General features: G+C 36.3%; 20 protein-coding genes and 1 other annotated feature. Of the genes, 4 read left to right on the forward strand and 16 right to left on the reverse strand.

Going from position 1 to position 25,673, the window contains the following annotated elements; translation table 11 throughout:
- The 11 genes from leuS to Q5O86_RS09615 form a co-directional block, all read right to left on the reverse strand.
- Nucleotides 1–1,590 (reverse strand): leucine--tRNA ligase (leuS, locus tag Q5O86_RS09565; RefSeq protein ID WP_302626922.1); only part of this gene is annotated, 1,590 nt, incomplete at its 3' end.
- Between the two features lie 75 nt (nt 1,591–1,665).
- Nucleotides 1,666–3,030: a L,D-transpeptidase family protein gene (locus Q5O86_RS09570; RefSeq protein WP_302626923.1), complete on the reverse strand. Its 1,365-nt coding sequence runs from the start codon at nt 3,028–3,030 to the stop codon at nt 1,666–1,668.
- Nucleotides 3,031–3,181: 151 nt separating this feature from the next.
- Nucleotides 3,182–3,841 (reverse strand): HAD family phosphatase, encoded by a 660-nt coding sequence (locus Q5O86_RS09575; protein WP_302626924.1) that lies wholly within the window; start codon nt 3,839–3,841, stop codon nt 3,182–3,184.
- Between the two features lie 11 nt (nt 3,842–3,852).
- Nucleotides 3,853–4,623, reverse strand: a complete 771-nt coding sequence (trpA, locus tag Q5O86_RS09580; RefSeq protein WP_302626925.1) for a tryptophan synthase subunit alpha — start codon at nt 4,621–4,623, stop codon at nt 3,853–3,855.
- On the reverse strand, nt 4,616–5,800 hold the full coding sequence (trpB, locus tag Q5O86_RS09585; protein WP_302626926.1) for a tryptophan synthase subunit beta: 1,185 nt from the start codon (nt 5,798–5,800) through the stop codon (nt 4,616–4,618). The genes trpA and trpB overlap by 8 nt, the downstream gene beginning before the upstream one ends.
- 24 nt (nt 5,801–5,824) lie before the next feature.
- Complete coding sequence (gene trpC / locus Q5O86_RS09590; RefSeq protein WP_302626927.1) at nt 5,825–6,598, reverse strand: indole-3-glycerol phosphate synthase TrpC; 774 nt, start codon at nt 6,596–6,598, stop codon at nt 5,825–5,827.
- Nucleotides 6,599–6,606: 8 nt separating this feature from the next.
- On the reverse strand, nt 6,607–7,623 hold the full coding sequence (gene trpD / locus Q5O86_RS09595) for an anthranilate phosphoribosyltransferase (RefSeq protein ID WP_302626928.1): 1,017 nt from the start codon (nt 7,621–7,623) through the stop codon (nt 6,607–6,609).
- Nucleotides 7,624–7,667: 44 nt separating this feature from the next.
- The gene (locus Q5O86_RS09600) at nt 7,668–8,240 is read right to left on the reverse strand and encodes an aminodeoxychorismate/anthranilate synthase component II (protein WP_302626929.1); all 573 of its coding nucleotides are present in this window, start codon (nt 8,238–8,240) and stop codon (nt 7,668–7,670) included.
- Complete coding sequence (gene trpE, locus Q5O86_RS09605; RefSeq protein ID WP_302626930.1) at nt 8,240–9,697, reverse strand: anthranilate synthase component I; 1,458 nt, start codon at nt 9,695–9,697, stop codon at nt 8,240–8,242. The genes Q5O86_RS09600 and trpE overlap by 1 nt, the downstream gene beginning before the upstream one ends.
- 57 nt (nt 9,698–9,754) lie before the next feature.
- Nucleotides 9,755–10,006 (reverse strand) — a binding site (T-box leader).
- 39 nt (nt 10,007–10,045) lie between these two features.
- A complete protein-coding gene (locus tag Q5O86_RS09610) occupies nt 10,046–12,118 on the reverse strand; it encodes a translation factor GTPase family protein (RefSeq protein ID WP_302626931.1) in 2,073 nt (690 codons plus the stop codon).
- A gap of 181 nt (nt 12,119–12,299) precedes the next feature.
- Entirely contained in the window at nt 12,300–16,130 is a 3,831-nt protein-coding gene (locus tag Q5O86_RS09615; RefSeq protein ID WP_302626932.1) for a family 43 glycosylhydrolase, read from the reverse strand.
- A gap of 267 nt (nt 16,131–16,397) precedes the next feature.
- On the opposite strand from Q5O86_RS09615, the gene Q5O86_RS09620 reads away from it, so the two are divergent.
- The gene (locus tag Q5O86_RS09620) at nt 16,398–17,516 is read left to right on the forward strand and encodes a prephenate dehydrogenase (RefSeq protein ID WP_302626933.1); all 1,119 of its coding nucleotides are present in this window, start codon (nt 16,398–16,400) and stop codon (nt 17,514–17,516) included.
- 116 nt (nt 17,517–17,632) lie between these two features.
- On the opposite strand, the gene aroA is transcribed toward Q5O86_RS09620, so the two are convergent.
- The 5 genes from aroA to Q5O86_RS09645 form a co-directional block, all read right to left on the reverse strand.
- Nucleotides 17,633–18,913: a 3-phosphoshikimate 1-carboxyvinyltransferase gene (gene aroA, locus Q5O86_RS09625; protein WP_302626934.1), complete on the reverse strand. Its 1,281-nt coding sequence runs from the start codon at nt 18,911–18,913 to the stop codon at nt 17,633–17,635.
- A gap of 55 nt (nt 18,914–18,968) precedes the next feature.
- A complete protein-coding gene (queA, locus tag Q5O86_RS09630; RefSeq protein WP_302626965.1) occupies nt 18,969–19,994 on the reverse strand; it encodes a tRNA preQ1(34) S-adenosylmethionine ribosyltransferase-isomerase QueA in 1,026 nt (341 codons plus the stop codon).
- A gap of 44 nt (nt 19,995–20,038) precedes the next feature.
- Entirely contained in the window at nt 20,039–20,494 is a 456-nt protein-coding gene (gene dtd, locus Q5O86_RS09635; RefSeq protein ID WP_302626935.1) for a D-aminoacyl-tRNA deacylase, read from the reverse strand.
- 68 nt (nt 20,495–20,562) lie between these two features.
- The gene (locus Q5O86_RS09640) at nt 20,563–21,189 is read right to left on the reverse strand and encodes a response regulator transcription factor (protein ID WP_302626936.1); all 627 of its coding nucleotides are present in this window, start codon (nt 21,187–21,189) and stop codon (nt 20,563–20,565) included.
- A gap of 24 nt (nt 21,190–21,213) precedes the next feature.
- A complete protein-coding gene (locus Q5O86_RS09645) occupies nt 21,214–22,269 on the reverse strand; it encodes a sensor histidine kinase (protein WP_302626937.1) in 1,056 nt (351 codons plus the stop codon).
- A gap of 125 nt (nt 22,270–22,394) precedes the next feature.
- Between Q5O86_RS09645 and Q5O86_RS09650 the strand changes: the two genes are divergently transcribed.
- Genes Q5O86_RS09650 through Q5O86_RS09660 form a run of 3 tightly spaced genes read left to right on the forward strand, consistent with a single transcriptional unit; the run spans nt 22,395 to nt 25,647 of the window.
- Entirely contained in the window at nt 22,395–23,336 is a 942-nt protein-coding gene (locus Q5O86_RS09650) for an ABC transporter ATP-binding protein (RefSeq protein WP_302626938.1), read from the forward strand.
- Nucleotides 23,337–23,345: 9 nt separating this feature from the next.
- Entirely contained in the window at nt 23,346–24,494 is a 1,149-nt protein-coding gene (locus tag Q5O86_RS09655) for an ABC transporter permease (RefSeq protein ID WP_302626939.1), read from the forward strand.
- Entirely contained in the window at nt 24,481–25,647 is a 1,167-nt protein-coding gene (locus Q5O86_RS09660; protein ID WP_302626940.1) for an ABC transporter permease, read from the forward strand. Before Q5O86_RS09655 ends, Q5O86_RS09660 begins: the two co-directional genes overlap by 14 nt.
- Nucleotides 25,648–25,673 lie beyond the last annotated feature (26 nt).

Raw genomic sequence — 25,673 nt, forward strand, 5'->3', positions numbered from 1 at the left:
TCTCATATCCACAGGAAGATTGTCATGAGCTCTCTGCTTTGAGACAAGCTCCTTATCATTCTTACTATCAACATATCTCAGGAAATACCACGAGGAACCTGCCCATTGTGGCATTGTATTTGTCTCGCGCTTCGCAGGCTTTCCACAGCAAGGACATGTTGTATTTACCCATTCGTCAATTGCTGCAAGCGGTGACTCCCCTGTGCCTGTAGGCTCATAAGATTCTACATCCGGCAACAACAATGGAAGCTGTTCCTCCGGAACAGGAACAGGTCCGCACTCAGGGCAAAGAATAATAGGAATTGGCTCTCCCCAATATCTCTGTCTTGAAAATACCCAGTCACGCAGCTTATAATTGACTGTAGCCTTTCCAAAGCCTTTTTCCTCAATGATATGAGGCGCTTCTTTCTTTAAAACAGCCGACTCCATACCATTCCATTCACCCGAATTAATCATTACACCGGCTGCCTCTGTATAAGCCTCTGTCATATTTTCAATTTCTTTTCCATCCTTCGCAATTACCTGAATAATAGGAATATCAAACTTCTTTGCAAATTCAAAATCTCTATCATCATGAGCAGGTACACACATAATTGCCCCTGTACCATAATCTGCCAATACATAATCTGACAGCCAGATTGGAACTTTTGCGCCATTTAATGGATTCACTGCATAACTTCCCGTAAACACACCTGTCTTTTCTTTTCCCTGCAATCTGTCTACAGATGATTTATTTGCTGCCATCTGGATATATGCCTCCACATCAGCTTTCTTTTCATCTGTCGCAAGAGAAAGCGCCATATCATGTTCCGGTGCAAGAACCATAAATGTCGCACCGTGTAATGTATCCGGTCTTGTTGTGTAAACAGTAATTTTCTCTTCTCTATTCTCCACCTTAAAGTCAACTTCTGCACCATAGGATTTTCCAATCCAGTCCGACTGCATTTTTTTAACCTTTTCCGGCCAGTCCAATTTTTCTAAATCATTCAAAAGTCTATCTGCATATGCTGTAATTTTAAGCATCCACTGTTTTAAATTCTTCTTTGTTACCTCTGCACCACATCTCTCACAACATCCATTGACAACTTCTTCATTTGCCAAACCGGTCTTACAGGATGGACACCAGTTAATCGGCATTTCTTTCTGGTACGCAAGTCCCTTTTTAAACATCTGAACAAATATCCACTGTGTCCATTTATAAAAGTTAGGGTCGGTCGTATTTACTTCCATATCCCAATCATATAAAGCGGCGATTTCATTAATCTGTCTCTTAATATTTTTAATATTTTCTGCTGTAGAAATTGCAGGATGTGTTTTCATTTTAATTGCATAATTCTCTGCCGGAAGACCAAATGCATCCCATCCCATCGGATGGATAATATGATATCCATGCAGCATCTTATATCTGCTCCACACATCACTAATAACGTAACCTCTCCAATGTCCTACATGAAGCCCTGAACCGGATGGATAAGGAAACATATCCAAACAATAGTATTTAGGCTTTGTTGTGTCAGCGTTTATAGGACTCACATCCCAATTGTGACGCCACTTTTTTTCAATTTCCTTATGGTTATAAGGTGTTTTCATAATTATTTCCTCCTAAAAACTGCATGTATATTTATAATGAAACTAACTTTGCGCTTTCAACGTAATCATAGTTTATTATTTTGCTGTTGTTATCTCCTCTGTATTTTTTTCAGAAGATTTTTTTGTCTTTTCTTCTTTTTTCTTTTTCTTATTTTTTTTCTTTGTAGTCTCCTCTAATCCCGCCTTTTTCTTTCGCTTGGATTCTTCTCCCTTTGACGGTTTATATTGGGCGTTTTCTCCGCCTTTCTTTACCTTAATCTCGACCATCACCTGACAGGAGCCCACATTTCCCGATGAATCCTGAGCTTTTACGACAACCGGAAATTTCCCCTCATCTAATTCCTCCTTTTCCACCGTATATGCTGTAATTGTAACATTGCTCTCGTTTGCCGATGCACTGGACTTTACCATATTGGTGATATCTTTGATATTAGATTCTTTATTCATGTCTTTTTTATCCAGACTGTCAACCTCATAAGTAAACAAATTTCTGGAACATGAAACTTTTGGGGGAGTCGTGTCTCTCACTGTAAACTTCTGCGCAATTTTCAATTTTTTACCTGAAGAATATTTACAATGAAACGTAATTTTTGTTGTACCCAATTCATCCGTATCTATTTTGTTGTATTTTAAAGAACCTGTAATATTTTTTCCTTTTTCATCTAAAGCTAAAAGATTTCCCAGATAGTCTGCTTCCTGTCCCTTTTCCACATACACTGTAGATACGCCGCTAACAATATGTCCGTTTTTAATTTTCCTGTATGGATTATTTTTGTCAGGGTCCGTAGGGTCCCACCCACAATATTTGTGTGCTTTCACCGTTTTTCCCGCAGGCATCGGAAGTTTACTTTTCTTTTTCCCATTAACTATCACAATCTCAGTATTCGTTTTACAGTTATCATAAATCCAGTAAGCGTCGCCGGCTGTCAACATAATACATGCACCGGACTTTTGCTTCTTTCCTATGGCTCTGTATGACGTTTTCATCAATGCATAATCATACTTATCCTTGTAACCTGCTGATTGTATCCACGCTTTTTCTCCAAATTGAGTATTATATTTATGCCAGTTTCCATTGATATCAATCCATGCATAAGTGTTAGACGTCTTGTACTTTCCTTTTTTTACACTACTTCCAATAGAACATGAAAAGACTTTATATGGAGTCTTTTTCTTTTTATTCTTTGAATACTGGTACACAATAACAGCATTTAATCTTTTATTCACTTCAATATAATAATCATCAGAACCCTCTATATCTGCCTTTCTGGTCTCTGTCTGAAGACCTTTTCCGTCGAGAGTCCCCGCCTTATCTGCTTCTTTATTTACCTTTCCCTGGAAATACATAAGAATCCCAAAAATAATGCCTGATACCACTAATATCTCAATCATGGTAACAACAATATTTTTAAACTTCTTACTTTTTACCATCTGTTTCATATCCAAAGCAATTACCTCTAATCAATCATTATATAAGCACATTATCAAATATTATACAATATTACACACATTTTTCAAGGAACTGTTATAACAATTTTCGCTTCTATTTCAATATGAGTATCAAAAAATCTTTTTGACACTCATATCTTACTTAAAAACCAATACGACTTATCACATTTTCATACTCATTCCAATCTCTTACATATATATCAACAATTTCTTTTATTTTTTCTGTGTCTACATCACTCGAAAAATCATAAATCCCTACTGTTTTTATACCTGCTTTATGGGCAGTCCTCAAAGAATATAAGGCATCGTCAAAGAGCCATGTGTCTTCCGGACTGCTCCCCATGGTCTTCATTGCCCTATAAAAAATCTCAGGCTTATCTTTTCCCTGCCCCACCTCACTTGTTGTAAATATTTCTTTAAAATATTTCATAAGGCCTAATCGATTAAAAGCTGTTTCTATCATTGGCCTGTCGGTAGATGTCGCCACAGTCATCTCAATTCCCTGAGCATAAGCATACTCAATAAATTTCAAAACATTTTCTTTTGGCACGGCCTCATCCCTATAAAAATCATAAACCATTCCGTTAATTCCACTCATAATATCTTCAATACTATTTGCAAGATGATGTCTTTCTTTTAAATACTTTGCCCCTTCCAGCATGGTAAGTTCAAACATAATCCTGCCCAAATCATAATCAATATGAACTCCCATTTTTTCCAGATAACGCTTTCCTGCATCTACCCAGATAACCATAGAATTAAGTATTGTACCATCAACGTCAAAAATAAATGCTTTTTTCATTTTCCCTCCATCTATCTTATGGCATCTTTCATTTCTTTTACATACTGTCCAACATATGGCACACTGTCCCTTCCATGTTCTGCCACAATTTTTACTATTGCACTGCCCACAATTGCTCCGTCTGCATACTTGCATACCTCGGCAGCCTGTTCCGGTTTTGCAATGCCAAATCCTATCGCACATGGCACATCCGTTGCTTCTTTTACCAGCTTTGTCATTGCCCCGAGATCTGTTTCGATATCTGTCCGGATTCCCGTAACCCCAAGAGATGATACAACATAAACAAATCCCTGCGCAGACTTTGCGATTTTATTAATTCTCTCCTCTGAAGTCGGTGCAATCAAAGGAATCAAATCAATTTTTTCCTTATCACAGTAAGGTGCTAATTCTTCTCTTTCCTCATAAGGACAGTCCGGTACTATCACACCGGAAATTCCACATTCTGCACATCTTCCCATAAATCTTTCTGTTCCATATCTAAAGATAACATTTGCATATGTCATAAATACCAGAGGTATTGTAACCTGTTCTTTTATCTCTTTAATAGAATCAAATAATTTATCTGTTGTACATCCGCCTTTTAGCGCACGCAAATCCGCTTCCTGAATAACAGGCCCTTCCGCAATCGGGTCAGAAAAAGGAATACCTATCTCAATTACATCTGCTCCGGATTTTTCCATCTCCAAAATTAATTTCTGCGTGGTTTCTAAATCCGGGTCTCCACCTGTTATAAAGGCAATAAATGCCTTACCGTTTTTAAATGCCTGACTAATTTTACTCATAAATCTGTACTCCTCTATATCTTGCTATCGCCGCAACATCCTTGTCACCGCGCCCTGAAACATTCACAACAATAATTTTATCTTTCGCCAATGTGGGTGCATATTTTATTGCATAAGCAATGGCATGTGAACTCTCAATTGCCGGTATAATTCCCTCTACTCTTGACAGATACTCAAATGCCTCTACCGCTTCCACATCAGTAATCGCCACATATTTAGCTCTTCCAATATCATGCAGATGTGCATGTTCCGGTCCGATTCCGGGATAATCAAGCCCGGCAGAGATAGAATACACCGGCGCTATCTGACCATCATCATTCTGACAGAACAGTGATTTCATTCCATGGAAAATACCTTCTGTACCATTTGCAATTGTCGCAGCATTTTTAGGATTATCCACACCAAGTCCTGCGGCTTCACATCCTATAAGTTCAACTTCTTTATCCTCAATAAAATTATAAAAGGCGCCCATAGCATTTGAGCCACCGCCTACACATGCAATCACGGCATCCGGAAGTCTTCCTTCCTGTTCAAGCATCTGCTCCTTTATCTCTCTGCTGATAACGCTCTGGAAATCCCTTACAATTGTTGGAAATGGATGTGGTCCCATAACAGAACCTAATACATATAATGTATCATCCATTCTATTTGTCCACTCTCTCATTGCCTCATTTACAGCATCTTTTAAAGTCTGTGTTCCACTGGTTACTGCATGGACTTTTGCACCTAAAAGCTCCATTCTGAATACATTGAGCGCCTGCCTCTCACAGTCCTCTTTTCCCATATAAATTTCACATTCCATATCCATAAGTGCGGCAGCTGTGGCAGTCGCCACACCGTGCTGTCCAGCTCCGGTCTCAGCGATTACTCTTGTTTTCCCCATTTTTTTTGCCAATAGAACCTGACCTAAAACATTATTAATTTTATGGGAACCGGTGTGGTTTAAATCTTCCCTCTTTAAATAAATTTTTGCACCACCTAAATCCTTTGTCATTTTATCTGCATAATATAAAAGTGATGGTCTGCCCGCATAATTATTGAGAAGTTCGTTTAATTCTGAGATAAACTCCGAATTATCTTTATAATAATTGTAAGCCTCCTCTACCTCATTGACAGCAGTCATTAATGTTTCGGGTACATACTGCCCGCCATGAATGCCAAATCTTCCTTTGCTCATAATTTTATCCTTTCTAACCTCCGTTTATTTTGCCAATTCTTCAAGCACTAGTCTCTTATTCTCTGCTTTCATAAATGTCTCTCCGATTAAAACACCATTTACATTGGCTTTTCTCAACCGTTGTATATCCTGATTGGTTTTAATCCCACTCTCAGCTACAAACAATATATTTTCCGGAACCAGTTTTCGAAGACGCTCACTGTTTCCAATATCAACGGTAAATGTTTTTAAATCTCTATTATTTACACCTATCATTCTCGCTCCTGCTTTTATTGCCCTATGAATCTCTTCTTCATCATGCGCCTCCACAAGAGCTGATAAACCTAAATTATCACATATACTAATATATTTGTTTAGAGCCTCATCGTCAAGTATAGAACAAATAAGCAATACACAAGATGCGCCATGAATTTTTGCATCATATATCATATATTCATCTATCACAAAATCTTTGCGAATCAGAGGAATATTAACATTTTCACTAATCTCTTTCAGGTACTTTTTATCTCCCTTAAAATAATCAGGCTCCGTCAAAACGGAAATACATGCTGCGCCTGCCTGTTCATAATCTTTTGCAATATCTACATACGGAAAATTTCCGGCAATAATTCCCTTTGAGGGAGATGCTTTTTTTACTTCACAGATAAAGCTGATATCGTCACCTGCTATCGCTTTTTCAAAAGAAAATTCCCCCTTTTCCATAGATAGCGCCTGCTTTTTCACTTCTTCTAACGGCTTTTCTTCCTGTTCTTTTTTTATTCTAATTCTTGTTGCATCAACTATTTTATCTAAAATCATTTTTTCTCCTATGCCGCAAAACTGTTTGACATTTCAACAAATCTCTCCATCTGTCTCAATGCCTTTCCACTATCAATAGCTTCTCTGGCAATTTCTATTGCCTCTGCATATGACACATCATCTCTTGCTATATAAATACAAGCACCTGCATTCAATAAAACCGCATCTCTTTTTGCTCCTTTTACTCCGCTTAAAATATCTCTTGTTATCTTTGCATTCACCTCTGCCTCTCCGCCTTCCAGGTCTGCCTTTTTACACAAATGAAAGCCATAATCTTCAGGATTAATCTCATAAGACTTAATCTGTCCATCTCTGATTTCACAGACGGTTGTTTTTGCACTCGGTGTAATTTCATCCATTGTATCCTGCCCAAAAACAACCATAGCCCTCTTTACACCAAGTTTTATCAATACCTGTGCAATTGGTTCTACCAGCTTTTCTTCATATACGCCAATGATATTCATATTTGCTCCCGCCGGATTTGTCAGTGGACCGAGAATATTAAATACAGTTCTAATACCAAGCTCTGCCCTTACGGGACCAACATACTTCATAGATGTATGGTACTTCTGAGCAAAAAGAAAACACATACCTATTTTTTCTAACATTTCCTGACTTTGTTTTGGCTCGATTGTAATTTTCGCTCCTAAAGCTTCCAGAACATCCGCTGCACCTGATTTACTGGAAACCCCTCTGTTCCCATGTTTTGCAATTTTGCATCCGGCAGCAGATGCCACAAATGCCGATGTGGTAGAAATATTAAAGGTATTTGCCTTATCTCCCCCTGTTCCTACAATTTCTAAAACATCCATATCATGTTTCAATTTTACACCATTATTTCTCATTCCCATAGCAGAACCCGAAATCTCATCAATGGTCTCTCCTTTCATTCTCAATGCCACTAAATATGTTCCGATTAATGTTGACGGTGTCTCCCCGCTCATAATTTCATCCATAACCGTCATAACCTCTTCATACGATAAGTTTTTTCCTTCTACTAATTTTCCGATTGCCTCTTTAATCATCTTTTATATTCCTCCTAAATTTATATACTAACTTTTCATTTTGTTTATAATTTCAAAAAATTTCCTACAATTATTTTTCCCTTTGGTGTCAAAACCGACTCAGGATGAAACTGTAACCCATATATATTATAATTTTTATGTTTCACAGCCATCACTTCATTATCTATTTCATCAATTGCAATTACTTCTAACGCCTCTTTTATTGTATCCATATTTGCAGATAGAGAATGATATCTTGCCCCTTTAAACTTTCCATCTAATCCCTCAAATATTGGTACATCTTTTAACACTGTCATAATACTCTGCTTCCCATGCATTAGTTGTTTGGCATAAGAAACTTCTGCTCCAAAGACTTCACATATACTCTGATGCCCCAAACACACTCCCAGAATAGGATATTCTGCTTTTAACTCTCTCACAACATCTTCACATATCCCTGCATCCCCAGGTTTTCCCGGCCCCGGAGACAAAATAATATGTGACGGATTTAGTTTTCTTATATCATTTATCGTGCATTCATCATTTCTAACCACTAAGATATCACCACCGGCTAACTCCCCTACCAATTGCACGAGATTATAAGAAAAACTATCATAATTATCAATTAATAATACCATTATCTGTTTACCTCATTTCCTCTCTTTATTGCATCAATTACTGCACCGGCCTTATGAGCACACTCCATATATTCGTTCTCAGGTATACTATCTGCCACAATCCCTGCTCCTGCCTGGACAAATACTCTATCACCTTTTTTTACCGCCGTTCTGATAGCAATACAGACATCCAGATTTCCTGATAAATCAATGTATCCTATCGCTCCTCCATAAACACCTCTTGGCTCTTTTTCTAATTCATCAATAATTTGACAGGCGCGAAACTTTGGAGCTCCGGACAATGTTCCTGCCGGAAGTAATGAGGCAACTGTATCACAACTGTCCTTATCCTCTCTAAGCGTTCCGCAAACTGTTGATGCAATGTGCATAACTTTTGAAAATCTATGAATTTTCATATATTCCTCTACATAAACACTCCCATATTCTGCGATTCTTCCAATATCATTTCTTGCCAAGTCAACGAGCATATTATGTTCTGCCAGTTCTTTCTCATCCTTTAACAAATCAATTTCAAGTTCTTTATCCTGTTCCTCCGTCTTTCCCCTAGGTCTTGTTCCCGCAACCGGAAATGTGGTAAGTTTCCCATCCACTAATTTCACCATTGTTTCAGGAGATGCTCCTGCAATCTGCATATCTTCTGACTGTATAAAATACATATATGGCGACGGATTCGTAGTTCTGAGAACCCTGTAAGCACTCATCAGGCTTCCCTTGTAACCTGCTTCAAATCTTCTTGAGATAACTCCCTGAAAAATATCGCCCTCTCTAATATAATGTTTTGTTTTCTCGACCATCTCACAATATTCTTCCTTGGAAACATTGCACTGAAAGTCTACGTTTTCATCTACTTTCGTCTCAGGAAGAGAGTGTTGGTCAAAAATTAGTGCAATCATTTTTTCAATTTCCAAAAGCGCTGAATGATACCCCTGCAATCCGTCCTTTGCTTTCATATTTGCGATAACCATAATCTTTTGTCTAAAGTGGTCAAATACAATTACTTTATCAAATAACATTAAATGATAATCATCCATATCACTACTCTTAATTTTTAATTTAGGTTCGGCATAAGCAATCATCTCATATCCAAAATACCCTACAAATCCTCCTGTAAATGTGGGCATTCCTTGTATTTTAGGAGATTTATATTTTTCCAGCTGTTCCCTTAACGCATCCATAGGATTTATTGCCACCGTTGTCTCAATCTCTCCACTTTTCTGTGTAACTTTTCCATCTTTACATGCAATATGAAGAACCGGCTCATATCCCAAAAAAGAATACCTTGCCCATTTTTCTCCACCTTCAACACTTTCTAAAAGAAAAAAATTCTTTCCAAAAACCTCCATCTTCCTTAAAAGAGATATTGGAGTAATCATATCTGCATATATCTCCCTGCAAATAGGAATCATACTGTAATCTTTTAGTAATGGTTCAATTTCTTCAAATTTTTGTGTATTCATATTTCCTCCTCAAAAATTATTAACTTTTGGGACAAAAGAAAAGCTTTTGTCCCTTAAAAAAGGGACAAAAGCTCTAATAAACTTCTGCGGTGCCACCCAAATTAATGTATAACACATTCTCTCACTACATACCATCATATGCATTCTCTTTTAACGGCGAGTCTCCGTCAGCGTCTACTTCTATCAACATTATAGTTTCAAGCTGCCCTCCTAAGTCCATTCGTTACTGATAGTTTATTGTCTCACACCTGCCGACAACTCTCTGAAAAACCTCTCAGTTAACTACTTACCCTTAGTCAACGGTTTATCTTTAATAATTTTAAATCCTCTCTTTCAAAAAGTCAAGTTTTAATTCTGTTCTTTTATTTGTCTCTCCTGTACATCCGGTGGTGCCTGTTCATATCTCGACACTACATATTCAAAATCTCCGCTTCCTCCTGTGATGGAACGAAGCGATGTGGAATACCCATATAATTCAAGCATTGGAACTTCGGCTTCTATCAACTGTTTTCCATCCACTGGTGTCATATTCAGAATACGTCCACGCCTCTTGTTTAAATCACCCATAATATCACCGGAATATTTATCCGGAGCAGTTACACTCAACATAGCAATCGGTTCTAATAAAACTGGAGCTGCATCCATAAATCCATTCTTAAATGCAATAATGGTTGCCATCTTGAAAGCCATTTCTGAAGAATCAACCGGATGATAAGAACCGTCAATTAATGTTGCCTTGACCCCCACAACCGGATAGCCTGCAAGGGGACCTGCTTTCACACACTCTTGCAGTCCCTTTTCTACTGCCGGGAAGAAATTTCTAGGAACTGCGCCCCCAAAGATTTTTTCTTCAAATTCGTATGGCTTAGATAAATCTCCTGAAGGTTCAAATTCCATAACAACATCACCATACTGACCATGTCCTCCGGATTGCTTTTTATGTTTTCCCTGTACCTGTGCCTTCTTTCTAATCGTTTCCCTAAAAGCAATTCTTGGTTTATCCAGCTCTATCTTAACCTTATATCTGTCTTCTAATTTTGATGCTGCAATCATTATCTGCTGTTCACCTATTCCATAAATCAAAGACTGCCTGTTTTCTTCATCAATCACAGTCTTTAATGTCAAATCCTCGATACACAGCTTTGTCAAAGCCTGCGCCATCTTATCTTCATCACCTTTATTCACTGCATGATAAGCCATATAAGTATATGGTTTTGACATCGTAGTTGGATGATATTCTATCGGCCATCCACGCGTAGATAATGTATCTCCGGTTCTTGTACTGGCTAATTTTCCTATTGCCCCAATATCACCGGAATATAATTCGCTTACTTCTATTACATTTTTTCCACGCATCACATATAATTTATTTAATTTTTCTTCAACATCCTTTGTTGCATTATATACGGTATCTCCAGCTCTTAAAATACCCGTTCGAACTTTTACCAGAGAATATTTTCCAACAAAAGGGTCCATAATTGTCTTAAATACATAGGCTGAAACAGGTTTTGCACAGTCGAAATCAGCTTCCACCTCTTCTCCTGTGTCAATATTTGTTGCCTTTTTCATTACCTCTGCCTTATCAGCACTTGGGAAATACTTTTCACACGTCTGAAGAAAACTGTTTACCCCCTGGCAGCTCACTCCCGAACCAATCTGTACCGGTACGATATCACAACTGATAACGCTCTTTCTGAGCGCCTTAGAAATTTCTTCGTATGTAAATTCCTCACCTGAGAAATATTTATCCATCAATGCCTCATCAGACTCTGCAACAGCTTCCATCAGCTGCTCCCTGACCGGCTCCAATTCCGCAGCTACACTATCCGGAATTTCCATCTCTGTATAGTTACCTGCATCATCTAAGAATTTACGTCCTCCCATTTTAACTACATTTACATATCCAGTAAGTTTTTCTTCTTCTATAATTGGCAAATGAAATGGAGCAACCTTCTTTCCAAACATATCTTTTAACTGCTCCACAGTCTCCATATATTTGGCATTTGAATCATCCATATTTGTCACAAAAAAGATTCTAGGAATCTGCCTTCTCTCACAAATCTCCCATGCCTTAACTGTTCCAACTTCAACTCCTGCCTTACCATTTACTACAATTACGGCAGCGTCCGCAACGCTCATCGCATCTTCCATTTGTCCGACAAAATCAAAATATCCCGGTGCATCCAGAATATTGATTTTTAGTCCGTTCCACTCAATCGGAACTACGGAAGCACTGATAGAAAATTTTCTGTTTATTTCCTCCTTATCGTAATCACTAATGGTATTACCATCCTCTACACGTCCTTTTCTGGTAATCACACCTGTAGCATATGCTACAGCTTCTGCAAGAGTTGTCTTTCCCGCCCCTCCATGACCAAGAAAGACAACGTTTCTGATATCCGATGTCTTATAAACATTCATATATCTACCTCCTTTTATTTAATTTTCATCATATCCGTCAGTGAAAAATTTACACCTCAACTATATGTATTTATTCTACTCTATATAATATGACAATACAAGGAAGGTTAATATTTTAACAAGGTGTTTTATAAATTAAATTAAGGCGCCAAAACATGGCACCTTAATTTAATATCCATTATTATTTATTACCTGCACTTATGTATGCAGTCCCTTTATAATCTATTTTTGAATATCCTTGATTCACAATAGAAAGAATATTTGTATACAGATATTCGTGTGAATTTTGATTGTTCATCAAACTTCCCTGATAAAGGATATCTGCCACCTCATAAGCCGAATATGTTTTTGCATCGGTATACACATACGACCCATCAGATAGCTCTGCATATGCCTTTACTTTCCATTTTTCGCTATATTCTGCCGGCTGTTTCGACGTAAACTTTACTGTCATTGCATAACTGGATGCAATATTAGAATCTGAAACTTTTTCAGTCAGCAATCCCTGACCTGTACTTTCAAAACTCTTCACATACTTGTTTGTGCTTCCAACATAAAAATCTTTTTCCTGTACATAGTCAGCAAGGGAATATAACATACCTGAGCTCACAACTTCTTTTCCATTGATTACAGAATCAACAGAGTATACTGTTCTCATTCCTCCAATTGTGGCACTAATCTGATAACCGTTTATTTCTATTCCTCCATCAATTGTCTTTGTTCCCTGAGGCATTTCCTGTGGTGTTATGGTTGGTCCATAAACCTCCAAAACTGTTTTTCCATAATCATCTTCCGTGAAATGGATTCTATCAATGCATAATCTTCTTGGCTCAGTTGTCGTGAGATTACTATGACAATGATACACGATAAACATCTCACTTCCATCCGGAGTGGCAACAATACCGTGATGACCTGCTCCATGAACTAATGTATTGGACTGCATAATCGGATTATTTTCATATTTAGAGTATATTCCAAGAGGACTCGTACCGGTTGCATATCCACTTCCATAATAATCACTTTCAAAATGGGAACCTGAATATGTAAGATAATATACACCATCCTTTTTAAGCATAAACGGACCTTCTACTACTTTTGCCTTATTTGTCTCCCATGATTCTTCCGGTGAAATAAGACAGGTGATTGTCGAATCATCCATTGTCTTCATATCTGCATTTAATTTAGCACCATAAATATAATTTCCATCCGCGACTCCGTTTTTACCATAAAAGCGGACAAAATAGATATAATACTGACCATCATCATCTTTAAATACATGCGCATCAATCTCTTTGCCCTCGTGCATTGGCTTTCTCTCATCTGCCCTCTGTTTAAATGGTCCCAATGGCGAATCACTTGTAGCTACACTCAAGTGTTCGTTTGCCACATAGTACATATAAAAAATACCGTCTTTTTCTATCAAATCCGGAGCCCAGAAACCTGAATCTCCATACACATCATCCTTTGACAAAGCCCAGCCCCTGTCCGTCCAATTTACCAAATCAACAGAAGAATATACCTTAAATCCCTGATTTGCATTCTCTGTATTTGTGGCATACATATAATAAACTCCATTATGATATAATACATCAGGGTCAGCGCATGAATTTAAAACTGAGTTAGTATAAGTTTTGTCAGGAACTTCCGGTTTGTATGCACTTACCTTAAGATTCTTGAAAGATGCACCTGCAAGCCAATGCCGAAATCCAACGGTTCCACTTGAAAAGTCATTATCGACTGCTACTATTTTTGCATAATTCTTTCCATTATAATTGACATATCCTTTTATTTCATTTCCCGATACAGCCACAGAAACATGATAATATTTGTTATATTCTACAGTCATCTTCTTTTTGGCAATCTCAACCCACTGATTTTGGTGTACTTTTCCAAGTATTGCCTCATTCTTTAAAGCATCAATTCCAAAATAATATCCGTCATATCCATCCGAAACTCCACTATACGGATTATTAACCCTGAAAATAATTCCTCCCTGATTGCTATTTTTACTGCTGTCTTCTTTCACTCTAATATCTGCTTCTACCACAAAATCATCAAAGCTTTTATCTGATACTACTATCTTATTAGAATTTCCATCATTAATTGTCAAAGTATGATTACTGTATACCGGTGAACCGGAAACCAAACCCGGATAATATTGTAATCCATTAGAGTTCGTAAAATCATTATGATACAATAAACTTCCTGTTCCAGGAATTACAGCCTGTTCACTGCTATGTGTATAGTCACTGTAATCAAAATTCTGTAAATAATTTTCAAATACAGGAGTCCACCATTCTTTATAACCTGTTGCAGTTGGATGAATGTTATCTGCCATATATCTGGCATAATCTGATGCACTCACATTTCGCATAGACTCGTTATTCCATAAATCAATAATTCCTATATGCCATTTTTCCTGAAGTTTATACAATGCATCTACCATTGCCTGATAATTTGGACTATTATAATACGTGTTTGTATAGAATGTCACAGGACAATCCCATGTGTTTTTTGCATAACTAATAATATATTCCATAGCTCCTATTATCGTTGATTTATCGAAATCAGACGAATTATAGGAATTGCTTATGCTTCCCAGCGGAAGATTTTTGGAAGCATCATTTGTTGAAAGCTGACATATAAAGTGGTCGCACTCTGCCGTACTGTCTAAATTTTTGAGCATACGCTGAATATATGACGTAGAACCATTATCCACTAACGTAGTCCCTGAAACTGCCTCTTTCACACATGTACATCCATTTCTCTGTGCTATATAATCCACAAAAGATACACCTCCGGAAGCATAACCATAGGTTACTGACGAACCTAGGAAGAAAAATGTCTTTCCTTTAATATTTGGCTGCATATTTTCTCCTCCCTTCCCAAGAACATCCATCTGATAAAATCTCTGATTACCGGAAAAATGGTCAATAGAAATCAACACTTCATTGGAAGCTGTTTCAATCATCCCCGGAGCATACGCACCGGAACCATCTGTCCATATCGGAGTCAAATCTCCCCATGTCTCAAAATTATTCAACGTTTTAATATATTTGATATGAGTTCTTCTCTTGGATACGACTTCTGACGATGCATCCGGTGTTCCTCCAAAATCCTCATCTGTACAAAATACAACACCCACCGGACCATTTCCAACACGAATCGCCATTGGACAATATGCGTTATATCTTCTACCGGAGGCTGAGTCTATCTTACTCTCATAGACAATTTTTCTTCCGGAATAGTTCCATGTACGTCCTCCGTCAAAAGACTGTATTGCACGAACAACATTAGAATATACACCACCGGACCTGTCATCTTCAATACCCTCAGTGACAACCATAATCCTGTTATTTCCTAAATCAACAACAGAAGCCATCCCATCACGCACAAATTTGGAAGCATTTGCATCTCTCGAAGCGGCAACTACTCCATATTTATCCCAGGAACCTGTCAAACCATTCCGCCCCTGCATTGCAATCCATTGAGCGCCACTCACACCGTTTTGTGTAGCCAAAGGCTCCGAATCATAATAACATTGTAAATCTCCATTTTGTGCTATAAATAACCATGGAGCACCTACAAACTGCGAACACCCTGCAATAACTGTACTGTCATAAACCCAGTCATATCCGCCATTATCGCTTCTGCAAATCACAACGGCATATTGATTACTTGCATTTTTTTCACGAAAGGCGCAGAATATGGTATCCGTCTGCGGCACCGCAAGAAACATTACATCACCATAATTGATGTTATCATTACTTGCTACTGTTCCAATGCGGCTCCATGAAGTCCCCTTATTGGAACTTGACCATACCTCTATGGCATGACCGGAACTTCGTCCGCCAATCACCACACCATCTTTGCGCGTTGTCATAGAGCGAATCGGTCCCGAACCATAATAAAGTTCACTTATCTCACTTGCCGAAATCACCCTGGGAGCTGTCGTAAATATCATGGTAAAAACCATAATACCTACCAAAAAAACACTTAAACATTTTTTCATTACTGTTTCTCCTCTCAATTTTTTCTGTTAAGTTATTCATCTCTCCACAATATATTGATATTTTACTTCATCTAAAATACCAATACAAGTATATTATTTTTTGAAAATGTATCTGTTTTCGTTTCATTTTCCTCTTGAACTTTTCACGTTAAAGTGTTACACTTTAACGCATTGAATTATGACTGTAAAAATAGAAAGGATTGATTCTCATTTCTTTTTTTATTATAATCTTATCTAAATGCAAACAGCCGCTTTCACAGCGGCAGAATGGAGATTAATATGAGAACTCTTGATAATTTAACATTTGGTTTTATAGGAATAGGACTGATTGGCGGCTCTGTAGCAAAGGCTCTCCGTCGTGTATATCCCAGTTGTAAAATAATAGTATTTAACCGAGGCGCAAAGCCGAGAGTGTTGGCAATGAATGACGGCACAGCAAACATTGCCGTTGACTCTGTTAACAATACATTCAGCGAATGTGATTATATTTTTCTCTGCACCCCTGTTGAAAAAAATGTAGAATACCTTAAGATTTTAAAAACCATTATAAAAGACGATTGTATTATTACTGATGTCGGAAGTGTCAAAGAAAATATCCATAAAGCAGTGAAAATATTAGATATGGAGAAAAATTTTATTGGAGGACACCCAATGGCAGGCTCTGAAAAGACGAGCTACGAACACGCGAGCGACAGACTTTTAGAAAACGCCTACTATCCCATCACTCCGACAGATGCTGTCGATAACAAATATATAGAAGAATATACGCAGATTGTATCAGATATTGGAGCAATTCCTATAAAAATTGACTATAGAGAGCATGACCGTGTTGTTGCGGCTATCAGCCATCTACCGCATTTAATTGCTTCTAGTCTCGTAAACTTAGTAAAGCATAATGACAGCAAACTGGAATATATGAAAACATTTGCTGCCGGTGGTTTTAAAGATATCACAAGGATTGCCTCCTCTTCTCCGGAAATGTGGGAACAAATATGTATGACGAACAATATCAATATTAGTCATATGCTTGGTTTATACATTGAAGATTTAAAGAAAGTACAAAACGAATTAGATACGAAAAACGGACAGGCTATCAATGATATGATTTCTGAGAGTCGTGATTATCGGGATAATTTAGATGAACACAATAACAGTATTATCCAGAGAAGTTACAGTGTTTTTTGCGATATTATCGATGAATCCGGTGCCATTGCCACAATTGCAACAATTCTGGCAACCAATGGTGTCAGCATTAAAAATATCGGTATTATTCATAACAGAGAACATCAGGAAGGGGTCCTTAAGATTTCATTTTATGATGAAGTTTCTGCCAAAAAGGCAATCGAGCAATTAGAAAGACATCGATATAGAGTTTTTAAACATTAATAAAACTGTTTCGCAGGAAGAGGAAAGTTCCCTCGCTTCGCTACGGCGGAAAGGTGCAGAGGCGCGAAAAGGCTGTTGTTTATGCCAACCCGTGCCTCGAGAACTCTCTGTTCTTCTTAGCAGATACTTTCCAATACATCAAAATAATTTTCAAATGTTTTTCTGCAACACATTGGATTCTTAATTATAACGCCATCCACTAATAGCCCTGCCATTGCAAAGCTCATTGCAACACGGTGGTCCTCATAGGTCTCAACCTCTCCACCATGCATTTTTTCCGGTACGATAACAATATCTGTTCTACCATCCGCCTCTAAAATTTCTGCATTACAGCCTAATCGTCTTAGCTCCTTGACAATCACTTGGACTCTGTCAGATTCCTGTCCCCTTATGTGTCCTACATTTTGAATCGTTGTCGGAGTTTTAGCAAACGCAGCAACAACAGCCATTGTAAGCGCCTGGTCTGAAAAATCTGACATATCAATTTCTAACCCATTATATTCTTTGACATCTACTGCATTCACTTCTATTCCCTGTGGTAAATCATTTATGACGCATCCCATTTTTTGTAGTACATCCAAAAATTTTATATCTCCCTGCATGGAGTTAAGGTGCAATCCCCTCACAACGCTTTTTACTCTCAATAAAATCGCCATTGCATAAAAATAACATGCTGCCGACATATCCGGTTCAATATCATATTTCTTTATATGAAAATCTTGTTTTTCAATATAATATGTGTTTTCAACTTTTTTATATTGAATACCAAACTGCTCTAACATCCTCAGGGTTATTTTTATATATGCTCCACACACTCTCTTTCCTGTCAGCTTTACATTCATACCATGAATTGCTGATGCCATAAGTAACGCACTGGCATACTGGCTGCTTGTGGTCGTATCAATAATAATATCTGTTTTATTAATTCCTTTTGAATGTATTTCAAATGGAAAATGTCCCTCCTTTTCGAGACAATTTATTACTACCCCTTTGTGCCTTAAACTGTCAATAAGTTCCTGCATCGGTCGCTTTTTCATCTGCTCTGAAGAGTCTAAAACATAGTCACCACCACATACCGAAAGTAAAACTGTCATAAATCTTGCTGCTGTTCCCGCACTGCGCACATGGATGGCAGCAGAATTATTTGGAATATTTCCATTCTCACCTTTAATTGTGACAACACGTTTTCCTTCGTCAATACCAACCTCAAAACCCAATTTTATCAGACAATCTAAGAAAGCTCTTGAATCATCACTAAATAAAACACCTCTGAGCTCACACAGACCATCTGATATGGCTGCAAGCATTAACGCCCTGTTTGTAATACTTTTGGAGCCTGGAACTTCTACACTAATATTATTTTTTTTTGTTACTTTTTTTACAAAATATTTATCCATATCTTTTAAAAGACTTCCTTTTTTGTTTTAAAACTTCTCATTTAATGAATCAACATTATTTTATAAACATCGCATCGCCAAAACTGAAAAAACGATACTTTTGCTTTACCGCAATATCATAAGCATTTAACACATTTTTCCTTCCTGCAAGTGCGGACACTAACATAAGTAATGTGGATTCCGGAAGATGAAAGTTCGTAATCAAACAATCTATTGCTTTAAACTGATAACCCGGATAAATAAAAATTTGTGTCCATCCACTTCCGGCATGAACAATTCCCTTTTCATCCGTAACTGTTTCTAATGTTCTCGTACTCGTTGTTCCAACAGAAATAATTCGTCCTCCATTTTTTCGACAAGTATTTATAATTTCTGCATCTGTTTCATCTACCATATAAAATTCAGAATGCATATGATGCTCTAATATATTCTCTACTTTTACCGGTCTAAACGTCCCAAGCCCTACATGAAGTGTTACATGAGCTATCTTTACCCCTTTTTCTTCTATCTTCTGCAATAACTCTTTTGTAAAATGCAAACCTGCCGTAGGTGCTGCCGCTGAGCCTTCATTCTTAGCATATACAGTCTGATATCTGTTTTTATCCTCAAGCTTATGGGTTATGTACGGAGGCAGTGGCATTTCTCCTAAACTGTCAAGAACTTCTTCAAAGATACCTTCATACTGAAATTGTATCAGCCGATTTCCTTCTTCCACAATATCAATCACTTGTCCGGTTAATCTGCCATCTCCAAAACTTATTATAGTCCCCGGTTTGCATTTCTTCCCCGGCTTCACTAATGTTTCCCAGATATCGTTTTCTTTTCTCTTTAGCAGCAAAACTTCTATATTGGCATCCGTACCTACTTTTTGTCCATAAAGTCTTGCAGGTAGAACCTTTGTATCATTGATAACTAAACAATCTCCCTCGTTGAGATAATCAACTATCTCTTTAAATACATGATGTTCTACATTTCCATTTTTTTTATCAAGAACCATCAGCCTTGAACTGCTTCTGTCTTCTAATGGGTCCTGGGCAATCAATGATTGAGGTAAATCATAATAGTAATCATGTAGTCTCATTTTCTTTTCGTCACACATTTCCTTCATCCTCTTTCTACATTCTTCTAACTGTTTATTATTTCTGCACTATCTAACACAATAGTAAAAGGTCCATCATTGCACAAACTTACCTGCATGTCTGCTCCAAACTCTCCCTTTTCTACTATTTTCACCTGTTTCTTACACTCGGAAATAATATATTCATACATCTGATTTGCCATCTCAGGACTCCCTGCATTGATAAAAGATGGTCTGTTTCCTTTTTTACAATTAGCATACAGTGTAAACTGTGAAATCAGCAGTAATTCTCCTTCTACATCATGCAATGCCAGATTTGTTTTTCCATTTTCATCATCAAATATTCTCATACCAACCAGTTTTTGTATCATTTTATCTGCGATTTGCTTTGTATCATCGTTAGAAACGCCAATCAATACCACAAAACCTTTATTAATTTTTCCGACCACATTTCCCTCAATAGAAACGCTTGCTTCACTTACTCTTTGAATTACAAACTTCATTTTCTGCTCCTCTTCTCTAAATCTGCATATTAGTTTACAATAACTTTTGTCCTTTGTAAAATATCAAATTATCTTTTTATATTCTGATAATAATAAATTGCTAATTGGGTTCTGTCACGAAGTGATAATTTTTCTAAAATAGAACTGATATAATTTCTAACAGTTCCCTCACTTAAATAAAGTTCCTCCGAAATTTCTTTATTACTGTAACCTTTTGCCACCCATACAATGATTTCATGCTCTTTTTCGTTAATGCCGTATTTATTAAAATCAAACACATCATTTGTTTTCATTAATTCCGGTATTTTATGTACAATTTTTTCTCCAAAAACACTTTGTCCCTGACAGACAGCATAAAGTGCCGGTAAAATCCCCTCAAAATCCTGTTTTAAAATATAACCTTTTGCCCCTACCTGCAAAGCCTTTAAAATATACTCATTATCAAGAAAAGTTGTCAGCAATATTATTTTTGCCTCCGCATTATTTTCTATTATTCTTTCTGCCGCTTCCAGACCATTCATTTCTTTCATTTGAATGTCCATTAGCATTACATCAGGACAATATTTCTCATACAACTCTACTGCCTCTTTTCCATTTTTCCCTGTACAAATAACTTCAATATCTTTATCTGACTCTAAAATAGTCTTTAATGACATTGCGACTAATAAATCATCATCTATAATAATAATTTTCATTTTTTCCTCACTTTAATAAATACCTTATTTTTTTATTATAATAAAAATCTCAAATCCGTTTTCATTTTTAATATTTATATTCCCTCCGATTTGTTCCACACGTTCTCTCATGTTTATTAAACCAATCCCCGAGTCATTACTTTTTTTAATCGTACCGTTATCTTCCACACACAGTTGATAAAAACCGGGATGTTCTCTCAAAATAATAGAAATTTTATCAGCATTACTATGTTTTGCGATGTTTGACATTGCTTCTTTTATTGTAGCAATAAAACAGTATTTTACACTCTTTGGAATCGTGTTTGACATATCATACTCTAATCTTAAATCATACTTTTCACTCATTTCCTTTGTGGCATCCGCAATAACCTGTTTTAAATCCACTGCATCATCATGAAGATTATGCACACTTTTTCGAATACTTGTCATTGCCAGATTTAAAGTGTCATTTACACTCTCTAATTGAGACTGTAAGGGTTCTTCTTTATAAATTGTTTTGAGAGCACCAACCTGTAAAATAGAACGTGTCAGCATATGACCTACATTGTCATGTATTTCTCTTGCAATACGATTTCTTTCCTTGAGCGTTGCCAGATATACCTCATAATCCTGCTTTTCCAATAATTCTTTATTCTTTTCCCGTAACAGCATATCACGTTCCTTACTTGTATCCCTTAACACAATTAATTTATTTTCTAAAATCTCCAAATGACTGGAGTAATATGCCAATAGTGCCGACAATATTAATGTAAATAGCATAACAACACAGCTCCACAACTCAAAGCCACTGATAAACGGAATAAATACAATAAGAACTAAATATGTATAATATTTTTGATACCAAATGCCGTGATACAAAATTACCGGCAAAAATAGGAAAAACATTGGCCATTTGATGCAAAAAAGTACATACCCACACAAAATACCAAACCAAATTTTGGGGTTGTCTACATATATAATGGCAGAGATAATTGAAAGTGCAGATAATATAAAAATAACTGCACCCACAAAATCACTTAATGCTACCGTAACTATAGCACATATAATAAAAAGTATTAAATTATCTACTATTTTTTTCATATTATTACTTACCTTTGAATGACAAATGTCATATACTTTGCTGACATTATGCACTTATTTTTTTTCAGCTTATTTATTATACTATAATCACAATAAAAAAAACAGATAAATTAAGGAGACATACTATGGATACAACGATTGTAAAAGTTGATAATTTAGTGAAACGCTATAAAGAACTTGTTGCATTAGACCACTTTCATCTTGAAATTAAAGAGGGAGAGATTTTTGGATTATTAGGTCCGAACGGTTCCGGAAAGACAACAACTATAAACTGTATTTTATCCCTTCTATCTTATGATAAGGGTTCTATAGAAATTTTCGGCAAAAAAATGACACCGGATTCCTATGATATAAAAAAGCAAATCGGTGTTGTCATGCAAAATGTAGCTGTATTTCAGGAACTTACAGTCTATGAAAATATTGATTATTTTTGCAGTCTCTATATTTCTGACAAACAACTTCGTAAGCAATATGTTCAGGAAGCTATCGATTTTGTTGGCTTAAATGAATTTAAAAAATTCTATCCAAAAAAATTATCCGGTGGACTTCTCAGAAGATTAAACATTGCCTGTGGAATTGCACATAAACCAAAACTCATTATTTTAGATGAACCTACAGTTGCAGTTGACCCACAGAGCCGAAATAATATCCTGGAAGGAATCGTTCAATTACAGCAACAGGGCGCTACTATCATTTATACTTCCCACTACATGGAAGAGGTTGAACAAATATGTACCCGTATTGCCATTATGGACAAAGGTAAAAATATTGCACTTGGAACCAAAGATGAGTTAAAACAGATGATAAAAAAAAGTGAGACAATTTCCATCGAAATATTTAACCTGAGTGATAATGAACTTTCAGAAATTAAAACATTACCTCACGTTTATAATGTATCATATAAAGAGCATTACCTTGAAATTTTATATAGCGGCGGAAAACATAATCTTTTACGAATTCTTGACTATATGAAATCAAAAAATATTACTTTTGGACGTGTCTATTCAGAATTACCAACTTTAAATGATGTTTTTCTTGAAATAACCGGCACAGAACTCAGAGATTAGGAGGGATTTATGTTACAGACAATAAAATACGCATTTTTGCGGCTTCTTCGCAATAAAAACGAATTTTTCTGGATTTTACTTTTCCCAATTATACTTGGAATATTTTTTAAAATGGGTTTTTCGGGTATGAATGAATCTGACGAATTTTCTGCCATCCCGGTAGCTATTGTCAATGAAAATGCTGAAAACTTTTCTTTATTTCAAAAAGTTGCTGATTCTCTGGACAAAAACAGTAATGAATCTATGTTAGATATTACTTACACATCTAACGACAAAGCACAGACATTGCTGGAAAAACAAAAAATAGTCGGAATACTTACTGTTTCTGATACTGTCAAACTAACTATTTCTGCTAATATGCAAAATGATACCATAAAACAGAGTATTTTAAGTTCATTTGTTAAACAGTACAATACCTCACAAAAAGCGGTTTCAACGATTGCTGAACAGCATCCTGAAAAACTACCTGATGCTATTCAAATGATGAACAAGGATTCTTCCTACAATAAAAAAGTTTCTCTTACCGATAGAGAAAACTCTGACACATTTACACAATATTTTTATAATCTTCTTGCTATGGCATGTCTTTTCACTGCCACAGCCGGTATGAGAATTTCAATACATAATCAGGGAAATCTTTCATTACTTGGTGCGAGACGCTGCATTTCTCCAATGCATAAACTAAAATCTATTATCGGAGAACTGATTGCATATGTTCTCTTTAACTTTGCATGCAATTTCATCGCTTATACTTTTATTGTGCTGGTGCTTAAAATAGATTTAACAGCACATCTTCCACTGGAAATTTTAACATTGTTTATTGCGACGTTAACAGGAATTTCTCTAGGTTTCTTTATCGGTTCCTTTGGAAGTGCCAGCGAACACATTAAGGAATCCATCTGTTGGATAATATCAATGTTATTTTGTTTTATGAGCGGACTTATGATAGGAAATATGAAACTAATCATAGAAACTTTCTGTCCGTTTTTAAACAGAATAAATCCGGCTGTCCTCATATCCGATTCCTTTTATTCTCTGTCTGTATATAACACCTATGACAGATATGCAAAAAATATAATCACTCTCACTATCATGATAGTTGTATTTACATTGGGAGGATTTCTACTTACCAGGAGGAAAAAATATGCAAGTCTTTAATTTATTTTTTAAAATAGCTAAAAAACGTTTAATCTCAGCAGCTATTTATCTTATACTATTTATCATTCTAACTATAATGATGAGTGCAAACGCAAAAGATAATAATGAAAAAAATTTTACTGTTTCCTCTCTTGATATTTGTATTATTGACCGCGATAACAGCACAGCCAGCAAATCACTCACAAACTTTTTAGGAACTTCTCACAATATTGTAGACCTAAAAACGGAAGATAGGGATATTTTACAGGATAACTTATATTACCAGAATATTGACTATATTCTTACAATAGAAAAGAACTTTGAACAAAAATTAATTTCCGGTGAAACACAAAATCTTGTATCCTATAGTCAGTTATTTGACAGTATCAGCAGTCATTTTGCCGGTCAGCAAATAAATGAATATATAGATACAATGAATCTATATCTCGCAGGAGGATTTTCTTTGAATGATGCATTATCCAAAACAACTTCCTCTCTTTTAAACACAAATGAGATAACTATGATAGATTTTGAAAATGAATCCATTTCTTCCTCAGATACTATTTTTTACTATTTCCAATATGTTCCTTATGTTATGCTGTCTATGCTTATTGTAGGCTTAGCACCAATATTAATTACATTTCGGAAAAAAGATGTTAAAAGCCGTATCGACTGTTCCTCATTAACACTGCGCTCCAAAAATATTCAGCTAACCTTAGGATGTATTGTTTATGGTCTCGCGCTATGGGTTTTATTTATTATTCTTGGAGGTTTCTTCAGTGGATTTGACATACTATTCAGCACGAATGGCATTTTATGTATAATAAACAGTCTACTGTTCTTAATGGTTTCTATTGCGATTACTTTACTTGTTAGCACTATTACTTTATCAGATAATGTTTTAAATATGATTTCAAATATCATTGGACTGGGAATGAGCTTTTTATGTGGCATTTTTGTTCCGCAATGGCTATTAGGACACACCGTGATATCTATTGCACGCTTCCTTCCCGCTTATTGGTACATTAAAGTTAACAATATGATATCCGGATTTTCGGGTGATAAAATGTCATACTCTGATTACTGGATATACATTGGTATCCAAGGAATCTTCTTTGTGGCAATTATGTCCATATATTTTGTCACATCCAAACAGAAAAAAACAAGAAAATAAGATTTATTTTACTACAAAAGGAATGG

The organism is uncultured Eubacterium sp., assembly GCF_937958975.1.
Lineage (GTDB): Bacteria > Bacillota > Clostridia > Lachnospirales > Lachnospiraceae > Eubacterium_G.